Here is a 24,244-nt window from a genome sequence, read left to right as displayed (position 1 = left end):
TTTGTTTGTGTTTGACGGAGTGCGGACGTGTTTGATCCCAAGCAGTTCCGACTGGATAGCGACGTCGTGCTGGTCACAGGAGCAGGCGCTGGCATCGGCCGGGCCATCGCCCAGACCATGGCCGGAGCCGGCGCGGCTGTGGTGGTCAGCGACCTTAAGGCCGAGGCCGCCGAAACGGTCGCGGCAGGGATTAGGCAGGCGGGAGGCCAAGCTGCAGCGATTGTCTGCAACGTCACCAAGGAGGCCGATCTGCAGGCTGCCGTGCAGGCAGCGGTCGCGCATTTCGGTAGCCTCATGGTCCTGATCAACAATGCAGGAGGCGGCGGACCAAAACCCTTCGACATGCCCATGGACGACTTTCGCCGGGCCTTCGAGCTCAACCTCTTCTCGCTCTTCCGCCTGTCGCAGTTGGCCGCGCCTCATATGGCAGCGGCGGGCCATGGCGCGATCCTCAATATCTCCTCCATGGCCGGCGAGAACCGTAATGTGCGGATGACGTCCTACGGCTCATCCAAGGCGGCGGTGAATCACCTGACCCGCAACATGGCCTTCGACCTTGGCCCACATGGTATCCGGGTCAACGCCATCGCGCCGGGTGCGACCCGCACGGATGCGCTGGCAAGCGTGCTCACGCCCGAGGTCGAGAAGGAGATGCTACGCCATACCCCCCTCAAGCGCCTGGGGGAGCCTCAGGATATCGCTAACGCAGCCCTCTTCCTGTGCTCCCCGGCCGCCTCCTGGATCAGCGGGCAGATTCTCACGGTCTCCGGGGGCGGCGTGCAGGAACTGGACTGATGGGCTGCATCATGGGCGTCTCTATGGTCGTGCTCACCCTGGTCGACAACGTCCCTGACAGTCCTCAGGGAAGGCATAACCGGGAGCTGAGCGATCAACACGCTTCCGGCAGTGTGCATGGAGGCCACCTCGCACACCGCATGTCGCGCCCCCAACTGCCTCATGCAAGCCGCGGGCACGCCCGGTGCTGTTCAGGATAAGCCGGGAACGCGTGGCTGAAGTGCCTTCACTCGGGCATTCCACCGTTAGGGGAACTCGTCGATGCCTTGGCCGAATCCTCATGCTTCCATCCTTGTAACGGGGCTTGCCATGATATTGGGACCAACATCCGGGGCATCTGGCCAGGGAGTTGAAGGAGTTTCCACCCCGCCCCCTCCACTGTCGGCGCAGGAGTCCAACCCCATAACGATGGGATGGATGCAGGGCTTCCCGCCGCCGAAAGACAGGATCATCACTCAGCCCGAATCAGTCTATTTCAGCTTTCCACGCCTACGCTGGTCCGTGTGCCATATGCGTGAGTTGCTCCCGACCGAAAGGATCAGCCGCGGCCTTGGGGCACCTGTTCCGCTTCAGTATCTCCCGAAACAGGAACTGGAAGATGCGCAGCGGTCGATCGATGCAGTGAAGTTCATGCCGATCGGCGGCGACAAAGCGATGACCTGGGAAGAGTCGTTCTATGCCAACTACACGGACGGAATGCTGATCCTGCACAAGGGCCGGGTGGTTTATGAACGGTATTTCGGCTGCCTCGGCGACGATGGCGAGCATGCCGCCATGTCGATGACGAAATCGCTCACCGGTCTGCTCGCCGAGATACTGATCGTGGAAGGAGCGCTCAACGAATCGGCTCTGGTGTCGGAGATCATCCCGGAGATCAGGAACAGTGCTTTTGCTACCGCCACGGTCCGGCAGGTGATGGATATGACCACCGGCCTTCGCTACTCCGAGGACTACTCAGACCCGAATGCCGACATCTGGGCCTATTCAGCTGCCGCCAGTCCCTTTCCGAAACCGCAGGGTTACACAGGCCCGAACGGATACTGGGCATATCTCCAGCAACTGCAGCCGCAGGGTCGGCATGGTGAGGCGTTCCACTACAAGACCGTCAACTCGGACGTGCTGGGCTGGATCATATCGCGCGTGTCCGGAAAGTCGGTAACGGATCTCGCCTCCGAAAGGCTGTGGCGCCCGATGGGGGCCGAGCAAAGTGCCTATATGACGGTGGACGGTGAAGGCGTTCCCTATGCCGGCGGAGGACTGAGCGCCGGCCTGCGCGACCTGGGCCGGATCGGTCTCCTCATGCTGAACGAAGGCGTCATCAATGGAGAGCGCCTGTTTCCGGCCGAGGTAGTGCGGCGAATTCGCGCCGGCGGCGATCCCGCGAAGTTCGGCACTGCCTACCCCGCGCTGGTGGGGGGTAAGTATAGCAGCATGTGGTGGGTCTATCCCGGAGATGACGGCATCATCGCCGCCCGTGGCGTATATGGGCAGACAATCTATGTGGATCCGTCAGCACAGATGGTTCTGGTGCGCTTCGCATCCTACCCGCGGGCAGAAAATCCGCTCATCGATCCCACTTCGCTCCCTGCATTCCGGGCCGTGGCAGCGTATCTGAAATCGAGGTGAGTGCAGATGCCGGTGCATCGGTGGCCTCTGAGGATCGCGGCGAAGCTGGAAATGTGCCGACCTTCATCGCGAATCATCCTGAAATCGGCAGGATCCCTCAGGAACCTTTGAGATCTGTCTCCACATGTCCCTGGCAGGCCCGCGATGAGATCCCAGGAGGCGGAGAGGCAGGACCTGTCGCTGATTCGTGGTGCCCCAGCCTGGACCGCCGCCAGGCCTCAGGGCGCAGCACCATCCTCTCCGGCACATGATGGAAGCCGTCATCTGGCGCTGCCAGAACGATGCCGTCTGGCGGGATACCAGGCCCGCACCTTTGTCAGCCGGAACAAGTCAACCATGTCGACACCTCAGGCTACCATGTCAAAGCAGGGGAATCCCGGCAGGATCAAAGCAGAAGAGCGCTGGTTGACGGGCCCTGCCAGATCTCCGACGGCTGGAGGTTCAAGAGGCTTCGATACGCGCCCATATCACGACCTCCAGCCGCTGGAGGTTTCCAACCATGGCCCATTTCCCGATCGGTGAGCTCGCCCGGCTGACCGGGACCAATATCCGCACCATCCGCTATTACGAGACGGTGGGGCTGCTGCCCGCGCCGCCGCGCACCTCCGGCAACCAGCGCCTCTATGCCGAGCCGCACCGGCGGCGCCTCGCCTTCATCCGCCATGCGCGGGACATGGGCTTTTCTATGGAGGCCATCCGCGACCTCCTGCGGCTGGCCGAGGCCGGGCCGGATACTCCCTGCGCCGATGCCGATGCCATCGCCCGGCAGCAGCTGGCCGCCGTTACCAGCCGGATCACCCGGCTGGAATCCTTGAAGGCGGAGCTGGGGCGGATGCTGGAGGCGCATGGCCATACCGTCGGCCAGTGCCGGGTGATCGAGGTGCTGGCCGATGCCAGCCACGCACATTGTCTCGATCCCAGCCACGGCCGTGTGTCAGCGGGGTCGGCGGATATTGATTCCCTGTAATTCCATCCCGATCTCCGGAGCATGATCGACCCCAAGATGCTTCTCGACCGCTTCCTCGGCCCCGGTTCCAAGGGCGGCGACCAACTCGGCTCGCTGCTGGGCCAGATGACCGGTGGAAAGCGTGCCTCGCCCTGGGGGCAGCAGAGTGCCGGTGCCTCCAGCGGCATACCCGGAGGGATACTGGGCGGCGCGGCCGGCGCCGGGTTGATCGGGCTGCTGCTGGGCGGCCGCAAGAAAGGCAAGGGCGTCGGCGGGCTGCTGAGCCATGGCGGCGCGGCGGCGCTGGGCGCCCTGGCCTATCGCGCCTACCAGAACTGGCAGCAGGGCCAGGCCCCCGCCAGCGCCGCCCCCGCGACGGTGCAGGATGTGCAGGCGGCGGATGCCGGCTTCGGCGCTGCCCTTCCTGCGGCCGATGGTCAGCCCTTCGCCCTGGCGCTGGTGCGCGCCATGATCGGCGCTGCCAAGGCCGACGGCCATGTGGATGCCGAGGAACAGCAGGCCATCTTCGCGCATGTCGAGCAGGCCGGGCTGGATGCCGAGGCCAAGGCCCTGGTCTTCGACGCACTGTCCCAGCCGACCGACCTGAACGCCATCGCCGCCAGCGCGCGGACGCAGGAACAGGGGGCGGAACTCTACCTCGCCACCCGGCTGGCCATCGACCCCGACCACCCGGCGGAACACGCCTATCTTGATGCGCTGGCGCACCGGCTCAAGCTGCCGGCCGATCTGGCGGCGCATCTCAACGCCCAGGCCGAGGCTGCTTCCGGCGCCTGAACCGGCTGGCGCGGCCCTGGACGCTCTGCCAAGCTGCCGGCTCCTTCGGAGACCGTGCGGCGATGAATGACCTCTCCCCCACCGATCCTCATCAGCCCGATGCGGAGGTCCTGGCCGCGCAGGACATGCTGCGCGAGCGGGGCCTGGGCAGTGGCGACGTGCTGACCCTGCCGATCGGGGAGGCGCGTGCCGCCACCTACCGCTTCCAGGCTTTCCTGAACGAAGGGGGGCCGGAGACGGAGACCGCCGAGCACAGCCTGCCCATCTCGCCGCCGGTGCGGGTGCGGCTCTACCGCCCCAGGGGCGTTGCCGGGACATTGCCGGCCTACCTGCATGTGCATGGCGGCGGCTTCACCGTCGGCAATATCGACAGCATGGATCGCTGGAAGCGGGAGGTGGCCGATCAGGCTGGGATCGTGGTGGTGGGGCTGGAATATGCCCTCTCACCCGAGCACGCCTATCCCACCGCCGTGGAGCAGGTGGTGGCGGTGCTGCGCTGGCTGCAGACTGAGGCCACGGCACTGGGCATCGACCCCGGGCGGATCGGCCTGGGCGGGGATTCCGCCGGGGGCAATGCCGCGCTGGCGGCACTGCTGCGGCTGCGGGATGCCGGCGACCCGCTGCCCCGCTTCGGCGCCATCGTCTACGGCATGCTCTCCGCCAACCATGAGAGTGCGTCCCACCGCGCGTTCGGGGACGGGCGCTTCGGCCTCTCCACCGAGCGGATGGAATGGTTCTGGACGAGTTACCTCGGTGGCACGGCGCGGGACGACGCCGGCGCCGTGCCGCTGCATGCGCGGTTCGAGGGGCTGCCGCCGATGCTGCTGCTGGCCGCCGGGCTGGACCCGCTGCTGGACGACACGCTGGAATTCGGCCGGCGCCTGACGGCGGCCGGCGTCCCGCACGAGATGAAGGTCTATTCCGGCGTGCCGCACGGCTTTCTGGGCCAGACCAGGCTGCTTACCAAGGCGCGGCAGGCGCAGGGCGACGTGCTGGCGGCGATCGCGCGCTACCTCAACTGAGCGGGCATGGCAGGCAGGACTGGACAACCCGCCCTGCCCTGGCGGAAGAGGCAGCCCGAATGGCCCCCGACAGGAGACAGCACGCCATGGCCGAGAGCCCAGCCCCCAAGAACGTGACGGTGATCGGCCATCCGCTGGTGCAGCACAAGCTGACGCTGATGCGGCAGAAGCAGACCTCCACCGGCGAGTTCCGCCGGCTGGCGCGCGAGATCAGCCTGCTGATGGCCTATGAGCTGACCCGCGACCTGCCGCTGGAGACCGCGGCGATCGAGACGCCGATGGAAACCATGCAGGCGCCCATCCTCTCCGGCAAGAAGCTCTGCATCGTCTCCATCCTCCGCGCCGGCGACGGCATCGCCGAGGGCATGCTGGACCTCGTCCCCTCCGCCCGCGTCGGCCATATTGGCCTCTATCGCGACCATGCCACGCTGAAGCCGGTCGAATACTACCTGAAGCTGCCGGAGGATGTGGGAGAGCGGCTGGTGATCGTCGTGGATCCCATGCTGGCCACCGGCCATTCGGCCGCCGCGGCACTGACGCGGCTGAAGCAGGCCGGCGCCACCCAGTTGCGCTTCGCCTGCCTGCTGGCGGTGCCCGAGGGCATGAAGACGCTGACGGAGGCGCATCCGGACGTGCCGGTCTTCACCTGCTCCATCGACCGGGAACTGGACGAGAACGCCTATATCCGCCCGGGGCTGGGCGATGCGGGCGACCGGCTCTACGGCACGAAGTAAGGTCTGGGGGGGCAGGCTCGGGCCGGATAGGCCCCCGGCAAGAAATTTCGTCCCGTTCCGCGTGGGTTGCGCGTTTCACCGCCGTATCACCGGCGAGAACCACGGCAGCCCATGTTCCTGACTCACCTCCTGGACACCCCCCCACAGGGGTGGATCGAGCCCGACATCGTCCGACGCGCTGAAAATGCCGCCGTGCTGGAGCGCGACCGCCCGTCCGCCGATGACGAGACGCTGATGGCCTGGGCGGCGGCGGGGGACAGGCTGGCCTTCGACCAGCTCGCCCTCCGCCACCTGCCCAGGCTGTACCGCCTCGCCCACCGTGTCACCGGCGATGCCGGTGCCGCCGAGGAGGTGGCGCAGGAGGCGATGGTGCGCGCCTGGCAGGCGGCCGGCCGCTTCGATCCGGGGCGGGCACGCTTCTCCACCTGGCTGCACCGCATCGCCACCAACCTGGCCATCGACCATGTCCGCCAGGCCGGGCGCCTCGCCCCTGCACCGGGCGAGGAAATCCCTGCCTCCGGCCCGGACCCGGAGCAACAGGCCGCCGCGCGCGAGCGGCGCGCCCTGCTGGCGGCGGCGCTGAAGGAGATGCCGACGCGGCAGCGGGCCGCCCTGGCGCTGTTCTACGACCAGGAACTGCCGGGCGCGGAGGCCGCCGCAGCACTCTCCGTCTCCACACGGGCGCTGGAAGGGCTGCTGCGGCGCGCGCGGCGCTTCCTCGCCAGCCGGCTTGGCGGTGGCTGAAGGACTTTTCCCATGCGTATGGCCCGCTTCTACGATCTCCTGGATACCTATGGCGCCGATCTCGGCCGCTGGCCCCGGGCCGATGCGGAGGCCGCGCGCACCCTGCTGAAGGCCTCGCCGGAGGCGCAGGAGAGGCTGCGGCACACCTCGGGCCTGGATGACGCGCTGCGCGGCAGCCGGATGGGCCCCGACCCCGCCGCCCTGGCGCGGATGCGGGCTCATGTCGCCGTCCACGTCGCCCGGATGCCGCTGCCCGCCGTCTCCAGCAATCCATGGGCCATGCCGCTGGACTGGCTGCGCGGGCTGGTGCCCGTCGGCTGCGGCGCCCTGGCGGTGCTGCTGGCCTCCGGCCTCTGGCTGACCTACGCCCCGCCCCTTGCCGACGCGCCGGAGTTCAGCGCCCCGCGCCAGATTGCGATGATCGAGAGCACCGAGTGAACCGACCTTCCGGCACGTTGATCCTGAAAGTGGCGCTGGGTGCGTCACTGGCCCTGAACCTTGTCTTTGCGGGAATGATGTTCTGGCCCCAGCCCGGCCGCCCCTCCGGCGTGCGCGGCTTGCAGGCGAGGATGGAGCGCGTCCTCTCCCCCCGGGACCGCGAGACCTTCCGCCAGGTGATGGAGGCCAACCGGCCGCGCTGGGAGCCTGCCCAGCGCGCCATGCGGCAGGCCCGCCCGGAGGTCCGCCGCGCCATGGGGGCCGAGCCCTTCTCCGAGGAGGCCTTGCGCGCCGCCATGGCGGCCGGGCGGGAGCGCTGGTTCTCCTTCAGCGAGGCTTACGAGGACAGTCTGGCGCAGGCCACCGGCGCCATCTCGCCCGACGGGCGGCGCAGGCTGCTGGCGGACATGCCGGGGAACCGCGAATGAGCGCCGCCATCCCGCGCCTATCCGGCGCCGGTGCCGGGCGGAAGGCCGCCATCAGCCTCCTGGCCATGCTCGCCCTGGCCGGCTGCGCCATCCGCCCCGACGCCACCCGCGCCGGCCTGACCATCCCCGACCGCTTCCGCCAGGCCGCAGCCCAGGGCGAGGCCCGCTGGCCCGACCCGGACTGGTGGCGCGGCTTCAATGCGCCGGAGCTGGACCGGCTGATGGCCCAGGCCAGTGCCGGCGCCTTCGATATCGCCGCGGCCGCCGCGCGGGTGCGGCAGGCGGATGCACAGACGCGCATCGCCGGCTCCGCCCTGCTGCCCAACCTCTCCGGCGGGCTGGACGCCGCGCGCCGGCAGAATGGCGGCGGCAACCGGCGCAGCACCGCCTATGACGCCAGCCTCGCCGCCAGCTACGAGATCGATTTCTGGGGCCTGAACCGCAACAATGCCGAGGCCGCGCGGCTGGCCGCCCAGGGCAGCCGCTTCGATGCCGTCACGGTGATGCTGACCACCCAGGCCAGCCTGGCGAATACCTATTTCGACATCCTGACCACGCGCGAGCAGCTGCGGGTGCAGGAGGAGAACCTGGAGGCGGCGCGGCGCATCCTCTCCATCATCCGCTCTCAGGTCGCGGCCGGTATCGCCACCGGGCTGGACCTGGCGCAGCAGGAGACGCTGGTGGCACAGCAGGAGGCACAGTTGCCCGCGCTGCGCCAGAGGATCGCGCAGAGCATCAATGCCCTGGGCGTGCTGCTCGGCCGCCCGCCGCAGGAGATCGACGTGCTGCCGGGCGGGCTGGAGCGGATCCGCGTCCCCGAACCGGCTCCTGGCCTGCCCGGTGAGCTGCTGGCCCGCCGGCCGGATGTCTGGTCGGCCGAGGCGCAGCTGGCCGCCGCCAATGCCGATGTGGCCGCCGCCCGCGCGGCGCTGCTGCCCAGCGTGACCGTCTCGGCCCAGGGCGGCTTCAGCAGCGCGGTGCTGGGCACGCTGCTGCGGCCGGAGGCACAGTTCTGGAGCCTGGCCACCGGCCTGACCCAGACGATCTTCGACAATGGCGCGCGGCAGGGGCGGATCGAGCTGACCCAGGCCCAGGCGGAGGAGCTGGTGGTGGAATACCGCCGCGCCATCGTCTCCGCGCTCAGCGATGTGGAGGACGCGCTGGTGGCGCTGCGCGAAACCACGGAGCAGGAGCGGCTGCAGGCCGCAGCCGCCGAGCGGGCCGGTCGTGCCGCCAGCATCGCCGAGGCGCAGCTGCGCGCCGGCACCATCAATCTCATCACGCTGCTGAATACCCAGCAGTCGCTTTTCTCCGCCCGCAACAATCTGGTTCAGGCGCGCCTGGCGCGGCTGCAGGCCGCTGTCGGCCTGTTCCGCGCGCTGGGCGGCGGCTGGCAGCCCGGCCGGCCGGCGCCGCTCTGACCCGAGGGAGCCTCATGTCCCGTCTTATCCGCTTCGCCGTGTTCCTGCTGTTGCTGGCGGCGGTGGCCGCCGGCGCCTGGTGGTGGTGGAACCGCCAGGCCACGCCGCAGGACACCGCCGCCAATGCCCCCGCCAGCGCGCCTTTCGGCGGGCGCGGGCGGGGCGCGCGGAACGGCCCGCCGGGCGGCGTGGCCATTCCCGTCACGATGGCCCCCGCCGCGCGGCAGGACGTGCCGCTGACGCTGGATGCGCTGGGCACCGTCACCGCCCTGGCCAGCGTGGTCGTGCGTCCCCAAGTGGATGGACAGCTGATGGAAGTGCTGTTCCAGGAGGGGCAGGAGGTGAAGGCAGGCGACGTGCTGGCCCGCATCGACGACCGCACCTACCGCGCCGCCCTGGCCCAGGCCGAGGCGAAAAAGGCCTTCGACATGGCGCAGCTGGCCAATGCCCGCACCGACCTCACCCGCTATGAATCCCTGCTGCGCGCCAGCGGCGTGACGCGCCAGCAGGTGGATACGCAGCGGGCCCAGGTCGCGATGCTGCAGGCGCAGGTCGATCAGGACCAGGCGGCGATCGATAGCGCCCGCACCCAGCTGGACTACACCACCATCCGCAGCCCCATCGATGGCCGCGCCGGCCTGCGGCAGGTGGATACGGGCAATATCGTCCGGGGTTCGGATACCAACGGCATCGTCACCATCACGCAGTTGAGCCCCATCGGCGTCAATTTCAGCCTGCCGCAGCAGGAGCTGCCGCGGCTGCTGCGCGCCATGGAAGCCGGGCCCGTGCCGGTGGAGAGCATTCCCGGCCTGCCGGGGGAAGTGGTGGAGCGCGGCAACCTGCTGACCGTGGACAATGCGGTGGACGCCGCGACCGGCACCGTGCGCGTGAAGGCCGTCTTCCCGAATGAAAGCGGCCGCCTCTGGCCCGGCGCCTTCGTCAACCTGCGGATCCGGATGGAGGTGGTGCCGGATGCGGTCGTGGTGCCGCTGGTGGCGGTGCAGCAGGGCCCGCGCGGCGCCTATGCCTTCGTGGTGCTGCCCGACAATACCGTGGAGATGCGCGACCTGACGCTGGGCCCCGTCACCCAGACCGAGGCCGTGGTGCGGGAAGGCCTTCGTCCGGGCGAGCAGGTGGTGACCTCCGGCGCGCTGCGGCTGAGCCAGGGCAGCCGCGTCACCCCAGCCGGGCCGCGCCCGGCACCGCAGCGCACCGCCCCGGCCGGTGGTGATCCCGCCCCCGAAGGCAGGGGCCGGCGCACCCCGCCGCAGGGCGCCGCCCCGGCCCAGCCGCCCGCCACGGCGCCTGGCGGCGCCACGGGCAGCGCGCCGTGAATATCTCCGCGCCCTTCATCTCCCGCCCCGTGGCCACCACGCTGCTGGCCATCGCGGTGCTGCTGGCGGGCATCATGGGCTATCTGCGGCTGCCCGTCTCGGCGCTGCCGAATGTCGACTTCCCGACCATCGAGGTCAGCACGCAGATGCCCGGCGCCTCGGCCGAGACGGCGGCGCTGCTGCTCACGGCCCCGCTGGAACGGCAGCTGGCGCAGATCTCCGGCCTCACCACCATGTCCTCGGTCAGCGGCCCGGGCATCAGCCGCATCACGCTGCAATTCGCGCTCAACAAGAGCATGGACGAGGCGACGCAGGATGTGCAGGCGGCGCTGGACGGGGCGCGGGGCACGCTGCCCTCCAACCTCCCCTACCCGCCCGTCTATTCCAAGGTGAACCCGGCGGACCCGCCGATCGTCACCCTGGCGCTGAGCTCGGACACCCTGCCCATCGCGCGGCTCTCGGATGCCGCGGATACGCTGCTGGCGCAGAAGCTGGCGCAGATCAGCGGCGTCGGCCGCGTGACGGTGCAGGGCAATATGCGACCCGCCGTGCGGCTCCGCATCGATCCGGAGCGCCTCGCTGCCTACGGGCTGGGGATGGAGGCGGTCCGCACCGCCGTCACCAATGCCAACCTGAACTCGCCCAAGGGCTCGCTGGACGGGCCGCGCCAGGCCTCGACCATCCTGGCCAACGACCAGATCACCACCCCCGCAGAATTCGCCGACGTCATCATCACCTACCAGAACGGCGCGCCGGTGCGGCTGCGCGACGTGGGCGAGGCGGTGGAGACGCTGGAGAATGCGCGCAACGGCGCCTGGTACAATGGGCGCGAGGCCATCCTGATCGACGTGCAGCGCCAGCCCGGCGCGAACATCGTCAATACCGTGGCGCAGATCCAGGCCATCCTGCCGGAGCTGCGGACCGCCATGCCCGCCGGCGCGCGGCTGGAGCTGGTCTCCGACCGCACCGAGACCATCCGCGCCAGCGTGCATGAAGTGCAGTTCACGCTGGTGCTCAGCGTCGCGCTGGTGGTGGGGGTGATCTATCTCTTCCTCGGCAGTCTGCGCGCCACCTTGGTGCCCGCCGTCTCCCTGCCGCTCTCCATCATCGGCACCTTCGCCGTGATGTCGGTCATGGGCTATTCGCTCGACAACCTCTCCCTGATGGCGCTGACCGTCGCCGCGGGCTTCGTGGTCGATGATGCGATCGTCATGATCGAGAACATCGTCCGGCTGATCGAGAAGGGGGTGAAGCCGCTGCAGGCGGCCTATGAAGGCTCGAAGCAGATCGCCTTCACCATCGTCTCCCTCACCCTCAGCCTCATCGCGGTCTTCATCCCCCTGCTCTTCATGCAGGGCGTGGTCGGCCGCCTGTTCCGGGAGTTCGCCGAGACGCTGACGGCGACCGTGCTGGTCTCCATGGTCGTCTCCCTCACCCTGACGCCGATGATGTGCGCCCTGGTGCTGCGCAGCACGGACCAGGACCGGCCCAACCGGCTGGCGCGCTGGACCACCCATGGCTTCGACTGGCTGCGGGACCGCTACGCCACCGCCCTGGCCTTCACCATGCGGCACGAGGTGGCGACGCTGCTGGTGGCGACGGCCAGCGTGGCGCTGACCGCCTGGCTCTATGTCGTCATGCCCAAGGGCTTCCTGCCGCAGCAGGATACCGGGCTGATCCTCATCGCCACCGAGGCGCCGCAGGATGTCTCCTTCGCGCGGCTGGCGGAGATGCAGGACGCCCTGGCCGCCGTGGTGGCGGAGGACCCGGCGGTTGCATCGGTCGCCTCCGTCGCCGGCTCCGGCACGCTGAACCCCGCGCAGAACACGGGACGCGTGACCGCCGTGCTGCGCCCGCGCGACCAGAGGGACGCCGATGCCTTCGCCGTCATGGAGCGGCTGAAGGAGGCGATGGCGCGTGTGCCCGGCATCGTCGCCTATCCGCAGGCGGTGCAGGACATCCAGATCGGCGCCCGCACCGCCACGACGCAGTATCAATACGTGCTGACCGATGCCGATGCCGATGAGCTGGCGCAGTGGGCACCCCTGCTGCTGGAGGCGCTGCGTGCCCGGCCGGAACTGCGCGACGTCGCCTCCGACCAGCGGAACGAAGGGCTTCGGCTGGCGGTGGAGGTGGACCGCGACCGCGCCGCGCGGCTCGGCATTTCCATGCAGGCGGTGGTGAACGCGCTGTACGACGCCTATGGCCAGCGGCAGATCTCCACCATCTATGGCCAGAGCAACCAGTATCGCGTGGTCATGGAGGCCAGCGACCGCATCCGCACCGACGCCACCGCCATCGGTCAGCTGCGCGTCACCGGCAGCGAGGGACAGGTGCCGCTGGCCGAGATCGCTCGCGTCACCCGCACCAACGGCCCGCTGCTGGTCACGCGGGAGAACCAGTTTCCCTCCGTGACGCTGAGCTTCAACCTGGCCGATGGCTACGCCCTGGGCGATGCCGTGAGAGCGGTGCAGCAGGCTGAGGCCGAGCTGCGCCTGCCCTCCACCATCGCCGGCCGCTTCGCCGGAGACGCAGCGGAATTCAACAGCTCCCTGGCCGGGCAGCCCTGGTTGATCCTGGCGGCGATCGTGGTGATCTACCTGGTGCTGGGGATGCTCTACGAGAGCTTCATCCATCCCATCACCATCCTCTCCACCCTCCCTTCCGCCGGCATCGGCGCGCTGCTGGCGCTGGAGCTGGCGGGGATGGACCTGTCGGTGGTCGGGCTGATCGGCATCATCCTGCTGATGGGCATCGTCAAGAAGAACGCCATCATGATGATCGACTTCGCGCTGGAGGCGCAGCGGGACCATGGCATGGCCCCGCGCGAGGCGATCCGCGAGGCCGCGCTGCTGCGCTTCCGCCCGATCATGATGACCACCGCCGCGGCGCTGCTCGGCGCCCTGCCGCTGATGCTCGGCACCGGCACGGGGGCGGAGCTGCGGCAGCCGCTGGGCGTCTCCATCGTCGGCGGCCTGCTGCTCTCGCAGGTCATCACCCTCTTCACCACCCCCGCCGTCTATCTGGCGCTGGAAGGTGCGCGGTCACGCTTCGACCGCTGGCGCAGGCCGCGTCCGGCGGCGGCGGAGTAGCGGCGCCATGCCTTCCTTCTCCGCCCCCTTCATCCGCCGGCCGGTGGCCACGCTGCTGATGGCGGTGGGGCTGGCGCTCTTCGGCATGGTGGCCTTCGCGCGGCTGCCCGTCTCGGCCCTGCCGCGCGTCGACATCCCGACCGTGCTGGTCAGCGTCAGCCAGCCCGGCGCCAACCCGGAGACCATGGCGGCGACCGTCATCGCGCCGCTGGAGCGCCGAATCGGCGAGATCGCCGGCATCACGGAGATGACCTCCAACGCCTCCACCGGCAGCGGAAACATCATCATCCAGTTCGACATCTCCCGCAGCCAGGCCAGCGTGGCACGGGACGTGCAAGCGGCGGTGAACGCAGCGCGGCAGGACCTGCCCTCCGGCATGCCGAGCCCGCCCACGGTACGGAAGTTCAACCCGGCGGATTCGCCGGTCTTCATCCTCGCCCTCACCTCGGACCGCCTGCCCGGGACCGCGCTCTACGACCTGGCGGACAGCACCGTCGGGCCCCTGCTGTCCCGTGTGACCGGCGTGGCGCAGGTGCAGGTGGGTGGCGCCGACCAGCCGGCGATACGCGTGGCGGTGGACCCGGCGGCGGCGTCCGCGGCCGGCATCTCGCTGGAGGATGTGCGCAGCGCCATCACCGGCGCCAACCTCACCTCGGCCATCGGCAGCATCGAGGGGCCGGACCAGTCCGCCACCCTCTCCCTCAACGACCGCCTCAGCCGCGCGGAGCAATTCGCGACGCTGGTGGTGAAGGCGACCGACACCGGCATCGTCCGCCTCTCCGGCATCGCCCGCGTCACCGAGGGCAGCCGCAACCGGCGGCAGGCCGCCTGGTACAACGACAGCCCCTCCGTGCTGCTGCAGGTCTACAAGCAGCCGGACGCCAATGTCATCGAGGTGGTGGACGGCGTCCGCGCCATGCTGCCGGAACTGGAGGCCCTCCTGCCCGCCGGCACCCGGCTGGAGGTGCAGAACGACCGCTCCACCACCATCCGCGCCAGCGTGCACGAGGTGGAGAAGACGCTGCTCATTAGCATCGCCCTGGTCATCATGGTGGTGGCGCTGTTCCTGCGGCGGAAATCATCGGTGCTGGCCGCCACCATCTCCGTGCCGCTCTCGCTGCTCGGCACGCTCTGCGTCATGTGGTGGCTGGGCTATTCGCTCAACAACCTGTCGCTGATGGCGCTGACCATCTCGGTCGGCTTCGTCGTCGACGATGCCATCGTTATGATCGAGAACATGGCGCGGCTGCGCGAAAAGGGCCTGCCGACCCTCGAGGCGGCGCTGGAAGGCGCGAGCGAGATCGGCTTCACCATCCTCTCCATCACCGTCTCCCTCGTCGCGGTCTTCCTGCCGCTGCTGGCCATGGGCGGCGTCGTGGGGCGGCTCTTCCGTGAGTTCTCCGTCACGCTGGCGACGGCCGTGGTGCTCTCCGGCCTCATCTCGCTGACCGTCACGCCCATGGTGGCGGCGCGCCTGGCCAGCGACACGCAACGCCCCCCCGGCCGCTTCGGCAGGGCCTTTGAACGGATGATGGACCGCATCCAGCGCGGATACCTGCGCAGCCTGACGGCCGTGCTGCGCTTCCGGCGGATCATGCTGGTGGCGACGCTCGGCCTGGTCGGGCTGACGGTCTGGCTCTATGTCATCGTGCCCAAGGGCTTCTTCCCGGAGCAGGATATCGGCCTGCTGCGCGGCACGGTGCAGGCGGCGCCGGATACATCCTTCGCCGCCATGCAGGCCCTGCACACCCGCGCGGCCGAGATCATCCGCGCCGACCCGGCGGTGGAGAATATCAGCGGGTCCATCGGCAGCGGCTTCAATGCCTCCACCAATTCCGGGCAGTTCTTCATCTCGCTGAAGCCACGCGGTGAAAGGCCGCCGATCAGCGAGGTCATCGCCCGCCTGCGCGGGCCTCTCTCCACCATCCCCGGCGCCTCGGTCTTCCTCAGCCCGCAGCAGGAGCTGATGATCGGCGGCCGTCCGGGCAACGCCTCCTACCAGTACAGCCTTTTAGGGCCGGACCTGGAGGCGCTGCGCCGCTGGACCGAGACCATGGTGGAGAAGCTGCGCACCATACCCGGCATCAACGACGTCTCCTCGGACCAGGAGCGTACCGGGCTGGTGAACCGGCTGATCATCGACCGCGACGCGGCGGCGCGGCTTGGCGTCGGCATCGACGACATCAGCAACACCTTCAACGATGCCTTCAGCCAGCGGCAGGTCTCGACCATCTATGGCCCGCGCAACCAGTACAGGGTGGTGCTGGAGATCGACCCGGCGCTGCAGCAGGATGCGACGCAGTTCGACCGCATCTTCGTCCCCTCCGCCGACGGGACGCCGGTGCCGCTGAAGGCCCTGGCGCGGGTGGAGCGGGATGTGGCGCCGGTGCGGGTGACGCATCGCGGCCAGTATCCGGCGACGACCATCAGCTTCAACATCTCGCCCGACCTGGCGATCGGCGATGTCGCGCCGCTGCTGCAGCAGGCGGAGCTGGAGGTGGGGCTGCCCGATACCATCCGCGGGCAGTATGGCGGCAATGCCGCGGCGGCGCAGTCCTTCATGTCGGACATGCCCATCCTGATCCTGGCGGCGCTGGCGGTGATCTATATCGTCCTTGGTGTGCTCTATGAGAGCTTCATCCATCCCATCACCATTCTCTCCACCCTGCCCACCGCCGGCATCGGCGCCTTGCTGGCGCTGATGGTCACCAATACGCCGCTCAGCGTCATCGCCCTGATCGGCGTGATCCTGCTGATGGGCATCGTCAAGAAGAACGCGATCATGATGGTGGACTTCGCGCTGGAGCATGAGCGGAGCCAGGGATCGGGCAGCGAGGAATCCATCCTCGCGGCCTGCCGGGACCGGTTCCGGCCGATCCTGATGACCACGCTGGCGGCCATCTTCGGCGCGGTGCCCCTGGCGGTGGCCAGCGGCGCGGGGTCGGAGCTGCACCGGCCGCTGGGCATCACCATCATCGGCGGGCTGCTGCTGTCGCAGCTGCTGACCCTCTACACGACGCCGGTCGTGTATCTGGCGCTGGACCGCTGGCGCCGTCGGCCCGCCCGCCGGCCTGAAAGCCACGCTCCGGCTACCCCGCCAGCCTGAGGCTACTGCACCAGCGAAATGGAACCAGATGGACAGGCTGGCGTTTCCTCGCTGACGGCCACCCCGGCGCCCAGCCGCAGGAGCCGCTGGAGAGGAGCAGGCATCCGATGGCCCGGAAGGACGCCTCGGTCGAGCGCAGGCTGAGCGAGCGCTTGGAACGTATCTACATGGAGCAGGACGCCGCCAGGGCTGGCGGCAAGGCCGGGCAGCCGCCGGGGGAACAGGGCCGCGATGCCGCCAACCCCAGCGACATCCCGAAGGCGGGCTGGTGGTCCATCCTGAAGCGGGTGGCGACCGAGGCCAATAACGACCGCGTCATGACCGAGGCCGCTGGCGTCACCTTCTACGCCCTGCTCTCGCTCTTCCCGGCGCTGACGGCGATAGTTTCCATCTACGGCCTCTTCGCCGACCGGGCGACGATCCAGGAGCACCTCGCCGGCCTCGCCGGCTTCCTGCCGGAAGGCGGCATGACCATCATCAACGAGCAGCTGGAACGGCTGGTCTCCAGCCCGCAGCAGGCCCTGGGGTTCGGGGTCGTCGCCGGTCTGCTGGTCGCGCTCTGGAGTGCCAACCAGGGCACCAAGGCGATGATGGACGCCCTCAACGTGGTCTATGAGGAGGAGGAGAAGCGTGGCTTCATCTACCGCACCCTGCTCTCCCTCGGCATGACCTTCGGCGCGCTGATCTTCGTGCTGATCGCCATGGCATGCATCGTGGTGCTGCCGGTGGTGCTGAACTTCCTGTTCCTGGGCGAAGGGCCGGAACTGCTGCTGCGCGTGGCCCGCTGGCCCATCCTGCTGGTGGCCATCACCGCCCTGCTGGCCGTGCTCTACCGTTATGGTCCCAGCCGGGAGAAGGCGCGCTGGCGCTGGGTCAGCTATGGCGGCATCTTCGCCGCGGTGGCCTGGGCCATCGTCTCGGCCGGCTTCACCTTCTATGTCGGCCGCTTCGGCAACTACGACGCCACCTACGGGTCGCTTGGCGCCGTCATCGGCTTCATGACCTGGATGTGGCTCTCGGCCATCGTGGTGCTGGTGGGCGCCGAGCTGAACGCGGAGATGGAGCACCAGACGGCGCGCGACACCACCACCGGCCCAGAGCAGCGCATGGGCAAGCGCGGCGCCACGATGGCCGATACGGTAGCCAAGAACTGAGGCTGCCCGGCGCAGACCGAGCCAGGTTGGAAGCCCGGCCGGAGGACACCCGCCTTAGAGCCTATCCCGGTAGGGCGCGACGCCATGTGATGATGCCGCAGGCAAGGTGAAGCAGGGCAAGGTGGTTGGCAGGCTTCCTGGTCCATCGGATCAGGACGGAGCGGAAGCGGTTCAGCCAGGAGTGCGTGCGTTCAACGACCCAGCGCCTTGCCCTGGCTCTGGCGTGCCGCTTGGCCCTGACCTCCTCGCCACGTGTGCGCAGGTGCAGGGTGAAGCCGAACCCGGCTACCAGTGCACGCGGCTCATCATAGTCGAAGCCTTTGTCGAGGCAGAGGTTCTGGGGGTGGCGGCGCGTCGGCTTGGGCCGCTTAACAGGGGTGGCCTGCAGGGTCTGGCGCATCAGCTGGTGGTCGTTGCGGTTCGCCCCCTCGACCACTGCACCCAGAGGGAGGCCGCGTCCGTCGGCCAGCACCGAGCGCTTGACCCCGCGCTTGCCGCGATCCGTTGGATTGGGCCCGGTTTTCCCCCCGCCCAGCGGCGCCTTGCCCATGGCGCCGTCAAGTGCGAGCCAACTCCAGTCGATGCCCCGCAGCCCGTCATAGGCCAGCAATCCCTTGCGCCAGAACGCCTCGAACACTCCGGCCTCTGTCCATTCCTGAAAGCGCCGATGTGCCGAGGAGGACGAGCAGAGCTTCGTCTCCCGCAGCGCATTCCACTGACAGCCCGTGCGCAGCACAAAGAAGATGGCGTCCATCGCGGCCCGGTCCGGCACACGTGGGTTGTGGCAGCCCAGCGGGTGTTTGGGCCGGGGTGGCAGCAACGGCTCCATCGCCGCCCAGAGCGCATCCGGCAGGCGCCAGCCGTCATCTCGCATGCGCCGCTTCGTCGTCCGAACAGATCTCCTCATCATGAACGAGGATCTCGGAAGCCCTCAACCCAATGCCTGGTGGGATAAGCTCTTAGCACCCCGGCGCTGCGCTCATTAAACTCTCGGCTGCAGGCGCGGCACCGGAAGCGCTGATAGCCCTGGACCGGACGGTCCCGCCGCTCAGCTACCTCGGCCGAACCACAGTCCACGCACTCCATCTCAGGCTCCCAGTCACCCTTCAGCCAGCAAGAAGGCTACCCACGCCTGCCCCACGCCAATCCGGGCCTCTCTGGCGCGAGAGCTGGCAGAACCCTATGGCGCAGCCAGCTCGCGCGTGCCGCACCAGTCGGCGATGAAACCTGCCAGGCACAGCGTGGTCTGCCGCAGGCTCTCCAGGCTGGTACGCTCGTCGAAGCCATGGTTGCCCTCGCCGGAGGGGCCGTAGCACAGAGCCGGCATGTCGTAGTACAGCCCGTAGTAGCGGGTGTCGTTGACCGCAGTAGTGATGCGCTCGCCCATTGGCGCGCCGAACACCTGGGCATGCGTGGCGCCCAGCACGGCCTCGGCCTCGCTCCCCGGCTCCTGCACGAAGCCATCGGCCTGGAAGCCGTGCCACAACACCTCGGGCGGGTTGTTGGCCAGGAAATTATCGCCGGCGCGGCTCTGCTCGATGCAGCGCTCGACGGCGGCCATGGCGTCGCTGACCTCGGTGCCGGGCAGCAGGCCGATACGGCAGTCCACCTCGCACCATGCGGGGGTGGAGCTGGCCCAGTCGCCGCCGCGGATGATGCCAGGATTGAACTTGATGGGGTCCTGGATGCCGGAGTACCAGCGGTCACTGCGCGCGGCGGCGTTCAGTTCACGCGTGTGCGCCTGCAGCGCCTGAATGATGTGCATGGCGGAGAGGATGGCGTTGGTGCCCTGCTGCGCCTGTGCCACATGCACCGGGACGCCGCGCACGCGGAAGCGGAACCACAATGTCCCAGTATGGGCGCGCGTGATGGTGTGGCCGGTGGGCTCAGGAATGAGGCAGGCGGCGGCGCGGTAGCCGCGCGCCAGCGTCGCCAGCGCGCCGTTGCCGGTGCTTTCCTCTTCCGTCACGGTCTGCACATGCACGTCGGCGGCAGGCTCCAGCCCCGCGCTGCGCAGCGCCTGCATCGCCCAGATCATGCAGGCCACACCGGCCTTCATGTCGTTGGCGCCACGGCCATACAGCCAGCCGTCCCGCACCACGCCGGCGTAAGGCGGGTGGGTCCACATCTCGAGCGGGCCTTCCGGCACCACGTCGATGTGTCCTTGCAGGATCAAGCTGCGACCGGTGGGATTGGCCGCCCGATGTGTCGCCACCACCTGCACCGAGGCCGCCGCATCAGCCTCGATCATCGGCGCGGCCTTGGCATGGGCTGCGAGCGGCGTCTCGGCGATGGTAAAGCGGTCCACCGCATAGCCCCGCGCTGCCATGTCACGGGCGATCCAGTCCTGCAGCGGCGCCTCCTGCCCACGTTTGGAGGGGAAGCGGACGATCTCCTGCAAAAAGGCGACCTCTGCGTCGAAATTGGCTTCGACGGCGGCGCGCAGGCGGTCGAGCAGAACGGGATCGGGCATCGGGACCTCGTGATCAGCGGCGGACAGGATGGGTGGATGGCGCCGGGGCAGACAGGCAGGGGCCCGGTTCAGAAGTCCCTGGCGCAGCCAGGTCAGGCGGGCTGCACGCCCCAGAACCTGGCGAAGCCGGGTCGTAAACCCTGCAGCCCGTGCGCCGCGCTCTGCTGCTTGAACTGGCCAAGCGGGTAATAGGGCACGTCCTCCATGCACCGGCGGAGCCGCCGCCGATGACGATGGTGCCGTACTCGGCCTCGATCATGCCCCGTTGCCTCCCATGCGAGATAGTGGACGCTCTTCGCACTGCTGGGAAGTCCGCGCGGTGCGTCGTTCAACAGGCTCTGCACCGTCATGGAAAGCGCCATGATGTTGGCTCAGGATGGGCCGCGAGTTGCTGAATGGCCTGCGGTTGCTTGCGCACCGAAGCTTTGGCGTGCTAGCGGCGCCCGCCAAGGCAAAGGCCGATCGGAAGATGATCATGAACGACGCCCCGACAGCCTTGGTGCCATTGGACGACGCCAGCCTGGATCAGGTCATTGGGGGTGTCGGCATTCCGGGGGGCAGCCCCACCTTTGAGGCGATAACCCTCTCTCTGGGTCAGGTCACAGCCGGCAGGGAGGACGCGCTGCATGCGTCTGTTCCGACCATCGCCCCCGAACCCACGGCGGACATGCTCGCGATGCAGCAACAGATGCAGCAGTGGTCGATGATGACGCAGATCCAGTCCACTATCGTGAAGGGCCTCAGCGACGCGATGAAGGGCGTCGTGCAGAAGGCAACCTGAGACGGCCGGGCCTCTCGTCGGCACCATCCATCCTGACACTGCCGGATGGAGGCGGCCCGGTGGACGTCACCACTGGCTGGCCTGGCGCCAGTCAGGCGAGACGGATCTGCTCGACCTCTGCTCTGTTGAAACCTTCTGGGCTGAGATCTGAGGATCATGAGGTTATGGGTGAGGACGCGCAGGATGAGTTCGCGGCGCTGCGACTGATGGCTGCGCGCAGTCAGCGCGGAGCCGAGGCGGCGTTCTGCGTAAGCGAGGGTAGAGTAGTGCGGCACCTTCCGCAGCCCAAGGCTCTTCGGAGTTCCTGCCACTCAGCTACCAGGACCACGAGGCCGCGATAGTCGGTGCGCAGGAACTGGGGCAACACCAGGAGCGCGAAAAGCTGGGCCTGGGTGAAGTCATGCCGTGAGGTCCGGCTGCCGTAGGTTGGAAAGGTCCGGCGCCCAACAGCCAAGGCCTCGCGTGCCACCGCACCGCCGATTTCGTCATGCCGCGCATCGAGGACCTCGTGCCCAGACTTTGAAGCCCTTCCAGCGCATTCCCCGCCAGAAGGGTTCAACAGAGCAACTCCGGGGTTAAACAGCTAGCGCAGCGGGAAGCCGAGGTTCCTCAGCACTTCCTTCATCCGGTGCCGTCCCTGCAAGGCGGCGGGGGTGCCGAGGCGCGTGAACATGCGCCGGATCCATCCCTGCGGCCCTATGCCCTGCGAGAGTGAGAAAGCCGTCAGCGTGGCGTCGTAGGATTCCACGGCCTCCTGCTCCCGCGCGGTATTGTAGCGCTCCTGGTGCAGGATGGTGGATTGGGGCAGGCGCGGCTTGATCTGCGGCGCTGGCGCCTGCGGGTCGGCATAGCCGACGCAGAGGCCGAACAGCGCAACGGCGCCGGGGGGCAAGCCCAGTTCCTGCGCCACCTCCTCAGGCCGGTTCCGCAGGGCGCCGATATAACAGGTGCCGAGGCCCAGGGATTCCGCCGCGACCGTCGCGTTCTGCGCCGCAAGCCCCGCATCGATGCAGGCGACCATGAAGAGCTCGAGATAGTCGAGGCCCTCCATGGGCTCGCCATGACGTTCCGACATGCGCCGCAGGCGGGAGGTATCGGCGATGAAGGCCAGGAAGAGCGGTGCCTTGGCGGCGAAGCCCTGGTTTGCAGAAAGCTCGGCCAGCCGCGCCCGGCGGGCGGGGTCGCGTACCACCACCACGCTCCAGGTCTGCATGTTGGAGGAACTGGCAGCCGATTGCGCCGCCGCGACCAGCGTCTCCGCCAGGCCTTCCGGCAGCGGGCGGGAATCGAAGCTCCGCAGGGTACGGTGGGCCAGCAGCGTCTCCAGCACCGGGTTCAGTGGCAGAACACCCTCAGGCGCGGCGGCGCCATAGCGGGCCCCCAGCAAGTCACGGAGGCTCGAATCCATCAGGCGATATCCCTTCTTCTGTCAGGCGATGGCGGCGCGGCGCCGGCGCCGTGCGCCTCGCGGCGGCGGCGGCGAGGGCAGGCGCAGAGCCTCATACATGCCTTCCAGCAGATCGCCGATGGCATAGCGGGAACGCCAGGTGATCCAGCGCTGCCGCCGATGCCATTCCCGGTCCAGCCGCAGATGGCAGGCGCCGCAGGCGGCCACCAGCACGCGGGGGTCGCTCTCCCGCGGGTCGTGGCGCGCATGGCAGCAGGCAAGGGAGACAGGGCGGCGCCAGGCGCGCCCCTCACCATAGGTCAGGATATCCGGGGTCGGTGCCGGGCGGCCGCGGCGATCGTGCCAGCGGCCATCGCCCGCCGTCCAGCGGCCATCCCGCAGCTGGACGATGCGGGCACCATGCGGCTTTCCGCAGTATTCACACTGGCCGGCAGCGCGGCCAAAGCGGACCGCGCTGCTGATCGCCGCCCAGTTGCTGGGATAGAGGCGGCGCATTTCCGGTCGGATCGGCATGGCAATATGGCTAGCACGCTGAATCGGCAGTGTGAATCATGAATGCGCCCATAGGCGTGGCTGCCTGTGCTTTCCGCGCTGACGATCCCTGGCCACCGCGTGAAGCGTGCCTCACGCATTTAGGAATTGCGAATCTTTCGCATTCGCAGTTGGGTGGGGCCGGAAGCCACTCGGAGCAGGAAACCATGCAGCATCACCGGTCCATCGGCACCGCCACGCTCGTCGCCCTGATGGCGGCGCACCGCGAGGCGCAGGGCGGAACCAACCGCCGCCAAGAGGACGACCTGCCGCCGCTCGACCCGCGTGAGGCCGATCGCATCGTGCATTGCCTGTGGCGGGGTAAGGCGGCGCCGGCGGATTCTCCGCCGGCCTGCCCTCCCTCCTCCTGAGAGGCCGGGTCAGGCGGCCCGCGCCAGCTCCTCCCGCAATCCGGCCACCAGCTCGAAGGAGCGCAGCCGGGCGGCATGGTCGTGGATCTGGGCCGTCACCATCAACTCGTCGGCGCCCGTCTCGCGCAGGAAGCCTTCGAGTCCGCGCCGCACCGTCTCCGGCGTGCCGACATAGGCGCAGGCCAATGCCCGGCTCGCGCCCGCCAGCTCATGCGGGGCGGCGTAATCCTCGATACGGTCCACCGGCGGCGGCAGCAGGCCCGGCGTGCCCCGTCGCAGATTGACGAATTGCTGTTGCAGAGAGGTGAAAAGCCGCTTCGCCTCGGCGTCCGTATCGGCCGCGATGACATTCGCCGCGACCATGGCATAGGGCTTTTCCAGCGTTTCCGACGGGCGGAAGCCCTCGCGATAGGCCCGCAGCGCCTGCATCAGCAGATCCGGCGCGAAATGCGAGGCGAAGGCGAAGGGCAGACCCAGCATGGCCGCCAGCTGCGCGCTGAAGAGGCTGGAACCCAGCAGCCAGATCGGCACATTCAGCCCGTTGCCGGGCACGGCGCGCACCGCCTGGTTCGGCTGGGCCGGCTGGAAATAGGCCATCAGCTCCACGACATCCTGCGGGAAGCTGTCGCCATGCGCGTCCAGGTTCCGGCGCAGCGCGCGCATGGTGCGCTGGTCCGTGCCGGGCGCGCGTCCCAGGCCCAGGTCGATGCGGCCGGGGAAGAGCGCCTCCAGCGTGCCGAACTGCTCGGCCACCATCAGCGGTGCGTGATTGGGCAGCATGATGCCGCCCGAGCCCACGCGGATGCGCTTCGTGCCCGCCGCCACATGGCCGATGACCACGGCGGTCGCGGCACTCGCGATGCCAGGCATGTTGTGGTGCTCGGCCAGCCAGAAGCGGTGATAGCCGAGGTTCTCGGCATGCTGGGCGAGCGACAGGCTGTTGCGGAAGGCCTGCGAGACGTCGGACCCGGCGGGAACGGGAGCCAGATCCAGGACGGAGAAGGGAATCATACAGAACGGCCTTTGAAGGAATGGCGGCCAGTGC

Annotated in this window: 21 protein-coding genes; 16 read left to right on the top strand and 5 right to left on the bottom strand. The window is 68.7% G+C overall.

What is annotated here, in order from left to right; genetic code table 11:
* Positions 1–27 precede the first annotated feature (27 nt).
* From hdhA to IAI58_RS21135, 14 genes are all read left to right on the top strand, one after another.
* Positions 28–795: a 7-alpha-hydroxysteroid dehydrogenase gene (hdhA, locus tag IAI58_RS21200; protein ID WP_207449607.1), complete on the top strand. Its 768-nt coding sequence runs from the start codon at positions 28–30 to the stop codon at positions 793–795.
* Between the two features lie 408 nt (positions 796–1,203).
* On the top strand, positions 1,204–2,421 hold the full coding sequence (locus tag IAI58_RS21195; protein ID WP_237182979.1) for a serine hydrolase domain-containing protein: 1,218 nt from the start codon (positions 1,204–1,206) through the stop codon (positions 2,419–2,421).
* A gap of 499 nt (positions 2,422–2,920) precedes the next feature.
* Positions 2,921–3,388 (top strand): MerR family transcriptional regulator, encoded by a 468-nt coding sequence (locus IAI58_RS21190; protein WP_207449610.1) that lies wholly within the window; start codon positions 2,921–2,923, stop codon positions 3,386–3,388.
* Positions 3,389–3,409: 21 nt separating this feature from the next.
* Positions 3,410–4,162: a tellurite resistance TerB family protein gene (locus tag IAI58_RS21185; protein WP_207449613.1), complete on the top strand. Its 753-nt coding sequence runs from the start codon at positions 3,410–3,412 to the stop codon at positions 4,160–4,162.
* Positions 4,163–4,224: 62 nt separating this feature from the next.
* Positions 4,225–5,184, top strand: a complete 960-nt coding sequence (locus IAI58_RS21180) for an alpha/beta hydrolase (protein ID WP_207449615.1) — start codon at positions 4,225–4,227, stop codon at positions 5,182–5,184.
* A gap of 86 nt (positions 5,185–5,270) precedes the next feature.
* A complete protein-coding gene (gene upp, locus IAI58_RS21175; protein WP_207449617.1) occupies positions 5,271–5,918 on the top strand; it encodes a uracil phosphoribosyltransferase in 648 nt (215 codons plus the stop codon).
* Positions 5,919–6,029: 111 nt separating this feature from the next.
* Entirely contained in the window at positions 6,030–6,662 is a 633-nt protein-coding gene (locus tag IAI58_RS21170) for a sigma-70 family RNA polymerase sigma factor (RefSeq protein ID WP_207449619.1), read from the top strand.
* A gap of 12 nt (positions 6,663–6,674) precedes the next feature.
* Complete coding sequence (locus IAI58_RS21165; protein ID WP_207449621.1) at positions 6,675–7,100, top strand: hypothetical protein; 426 nt, start codon at positions 6,675–6,677, stop codon at positions 7,098–7,100.
* A complete protein-coding gene (locus tag IAI58_RS21160) occupies positions 7,097–7,528 on the top strand; it encodes a periplasmic heavy metal sensor (RefSeq protein WP_207449623.1) in 432 nt (143 codons plus the stop codon). Before IAI58_RS21165 ends, IAI58_RS21160 begins: the two co-directional genes overlap by 4 nt.
* Positions 7,525–8,949, top strand: a complete 1,425-nt coding sequence (locus IAI58_RS21155) for an efflux transporter outer membrane subunit (protein ID WP_207449625.1) — start codon at positions 7,525–7,527, stop codon at positions 8,947–8,949. The genes IAI58_RS21160 and IAI58_RS21155 overlap by 4 nt, the downstream gene beginning before the upstream one ends.
* Before the next feature lie 14 nt (positions 8,950–8,963).
* Positions 8,964–10,283, top strand: coding sequence for an efflux RND transporter periplasmic adaptor subunit (locus IAI58_RS21150; RefSeq protein WP_207449627.1), 1,320 nt, complete (start codon positions 8,964–8,966; stop codon positions 10,281–10,283).
* Positions 10,280–13,375, top strand: coding sequence for an efflux RND transporter permease subunit (locus tag IAI58_RS21145; RefSeq protein WP_207449629.1), 3,096 nt, complete (start codon positions 10,280–10,282; stop codon positions 13,373–13,375). The genes IAI58_RS21150 and IAI58_RS21145 overlap by 4 nt, the downstream gene beginning before the upstream one ends.
* A 7-nt stretch (positions 13,376–13,382) precedes the next feature.
* Positions 13,383–16,481 carry an efflux RND transporter permease subunit gene (locus IAI58_RS21140; protein ID WP_207449630.1) on the top strand — a complete coding sequence of 1,033 codons (3,099 nt, stop codon included), beginning with the start codon at positions 13,383–13,385 and terminating at the stop codon, positions 16,479–16,481.
* A gap of 107 nt (positions 16,482–16,588) precedes the next feature.
* On the top strand, positions 16,589–17,635 hold the full coding sequence (locus tag IAI58_RS21135; RefSeq protein ID WP_237182588.1) for a YihY/virulence factor BrkB family protein: 1,047 nt from the start codon (positions 16,589–16,591) through the stop codon (positions 17,633–17,635).
* A 61-nt stretch (positions 17,636–17,696) separates the two neighbouring features.
* On the opposite strand, the gene IAI58_RS21130 is transcribed toward IAI58_RS21135, so the two are convergent.
* Together IAI58_RS21130 and IAI58_RS21125 are read right to left on the bottom strand one after the other, a co-directional pair.
* The gene (locus IAI58_RS21130; protein WP_207449632.1) at positions 17,697–18,509 is read right to left on the bottom strand and encodes an IS5 family transposase; all 813 of its coding nucleotides are present in this window, start codon (positions 18,507–18,509) and stop codon (positions 17,697–17,699) included.
* Positions 18,510–18,815: 306 nt separating this feature from the next.
* Positions 18,816–20,108, bottom strand: coding sequence for an ArgE/DapE family deacylase (locus IAI58_RS21125; protein ID WP_207449634.1), 1,293 nt, complete (start codon positions 20,106–20,108; stop codon positions 18,816–18,818).
* A gap of 376 nt (positions 20,109–20,484) precedes the next feature.
* On the opposite strand from IAI58_RS21125, the gene IAI58_RS21120 reads away from it, so the two are divergent.
* Complete coding sequence (locus IAI58_RS21120; protein WP_207449636.1) at positions 20,485–20,889, top strand: EscF/YscF/HrpA family type III secretion system needle major subunit; 405 nt, start codon at positions 20,485–20,487, stop codon at positions 20,887–20,889.
* Positions 20,890–21,472: 583 nt separating this feature from the next.
* Here the strand turns inward: IAI58_RS21120 and IAI58_RS21115 are convergent.
* Both IAI58_RS21115 and IAI58_RS21110 read right to left on the bottom strand, forming a co-directional pair.
* The gene (locus IAI58_RS21115) at positions 21,473–22,297 is read right to left on the bottom strand and encodes an NADPH-dependent oxidoreductase (protein WP_207449638.1); all 825 of its coding nucleotides are present in this window, start codon (positions 22,295–22,297) and stop codon (positions 21,473–21,475) included.
* Positions 22,298–22,318: 21 nt separating this feature from the next.
* Positions 22,319–22,810, bottom strand: a complete 492-nt coding sequence (locus IAI58_RS21110; protein ID WP_207449640.1) for a hypothetical protein — start codon at positions 22,808–22,810, stop codon at positions 22,319–22,321.
* Positions 22,811–22,995: 185 nt separating this feature from the next.
* Here IAI58_RS21110 and IAI58_RS21105 point away from each other — a divergent pair, with 185 nt between their 5' ends.
* Complete coding sequence (locus IAI58_RS21105; RefSeq protein ID WP_207449642.1) at positions 22,996–23,199, top strand: hypothetical protein; 204 nt, start codon at positions 22,996–22,998, stop codon at positions 23,197–23,199.
* Between the two features lie 9 nt (positions 23,200–23,208).
* On the opposite strand, the gene IAI58_RS21100 is transcribed toward IAI58_RS21105, so the two are convergent.
* Entirely contained in the window at positions 23,209–24,210 is a 1,002-nt protein-coding gene (locus tag IAI58_RS21100) for an LLM class flavin-dependent oxidoreductase (protein ID WP_207449644.1), read from the bottom strand.
* Between the last annotated feature and the right edge of the window lie 34 nt (positions 24,211–24,244).

The organism is Roseomonas marmotae, from assembly GCF_017654485.1.
Lineage (GTDB): Bacteria > Pseudomonadota > Alphaproteobacteria > Acetobacterales > Acetobacteraceae > Pseudoroseomonas > Pseudoroseomonas marmotae.
Note: the sequence above shows the minus strand (reverse complement) of the source record. Positions and strands in the feature narration are given on the sequence as shown.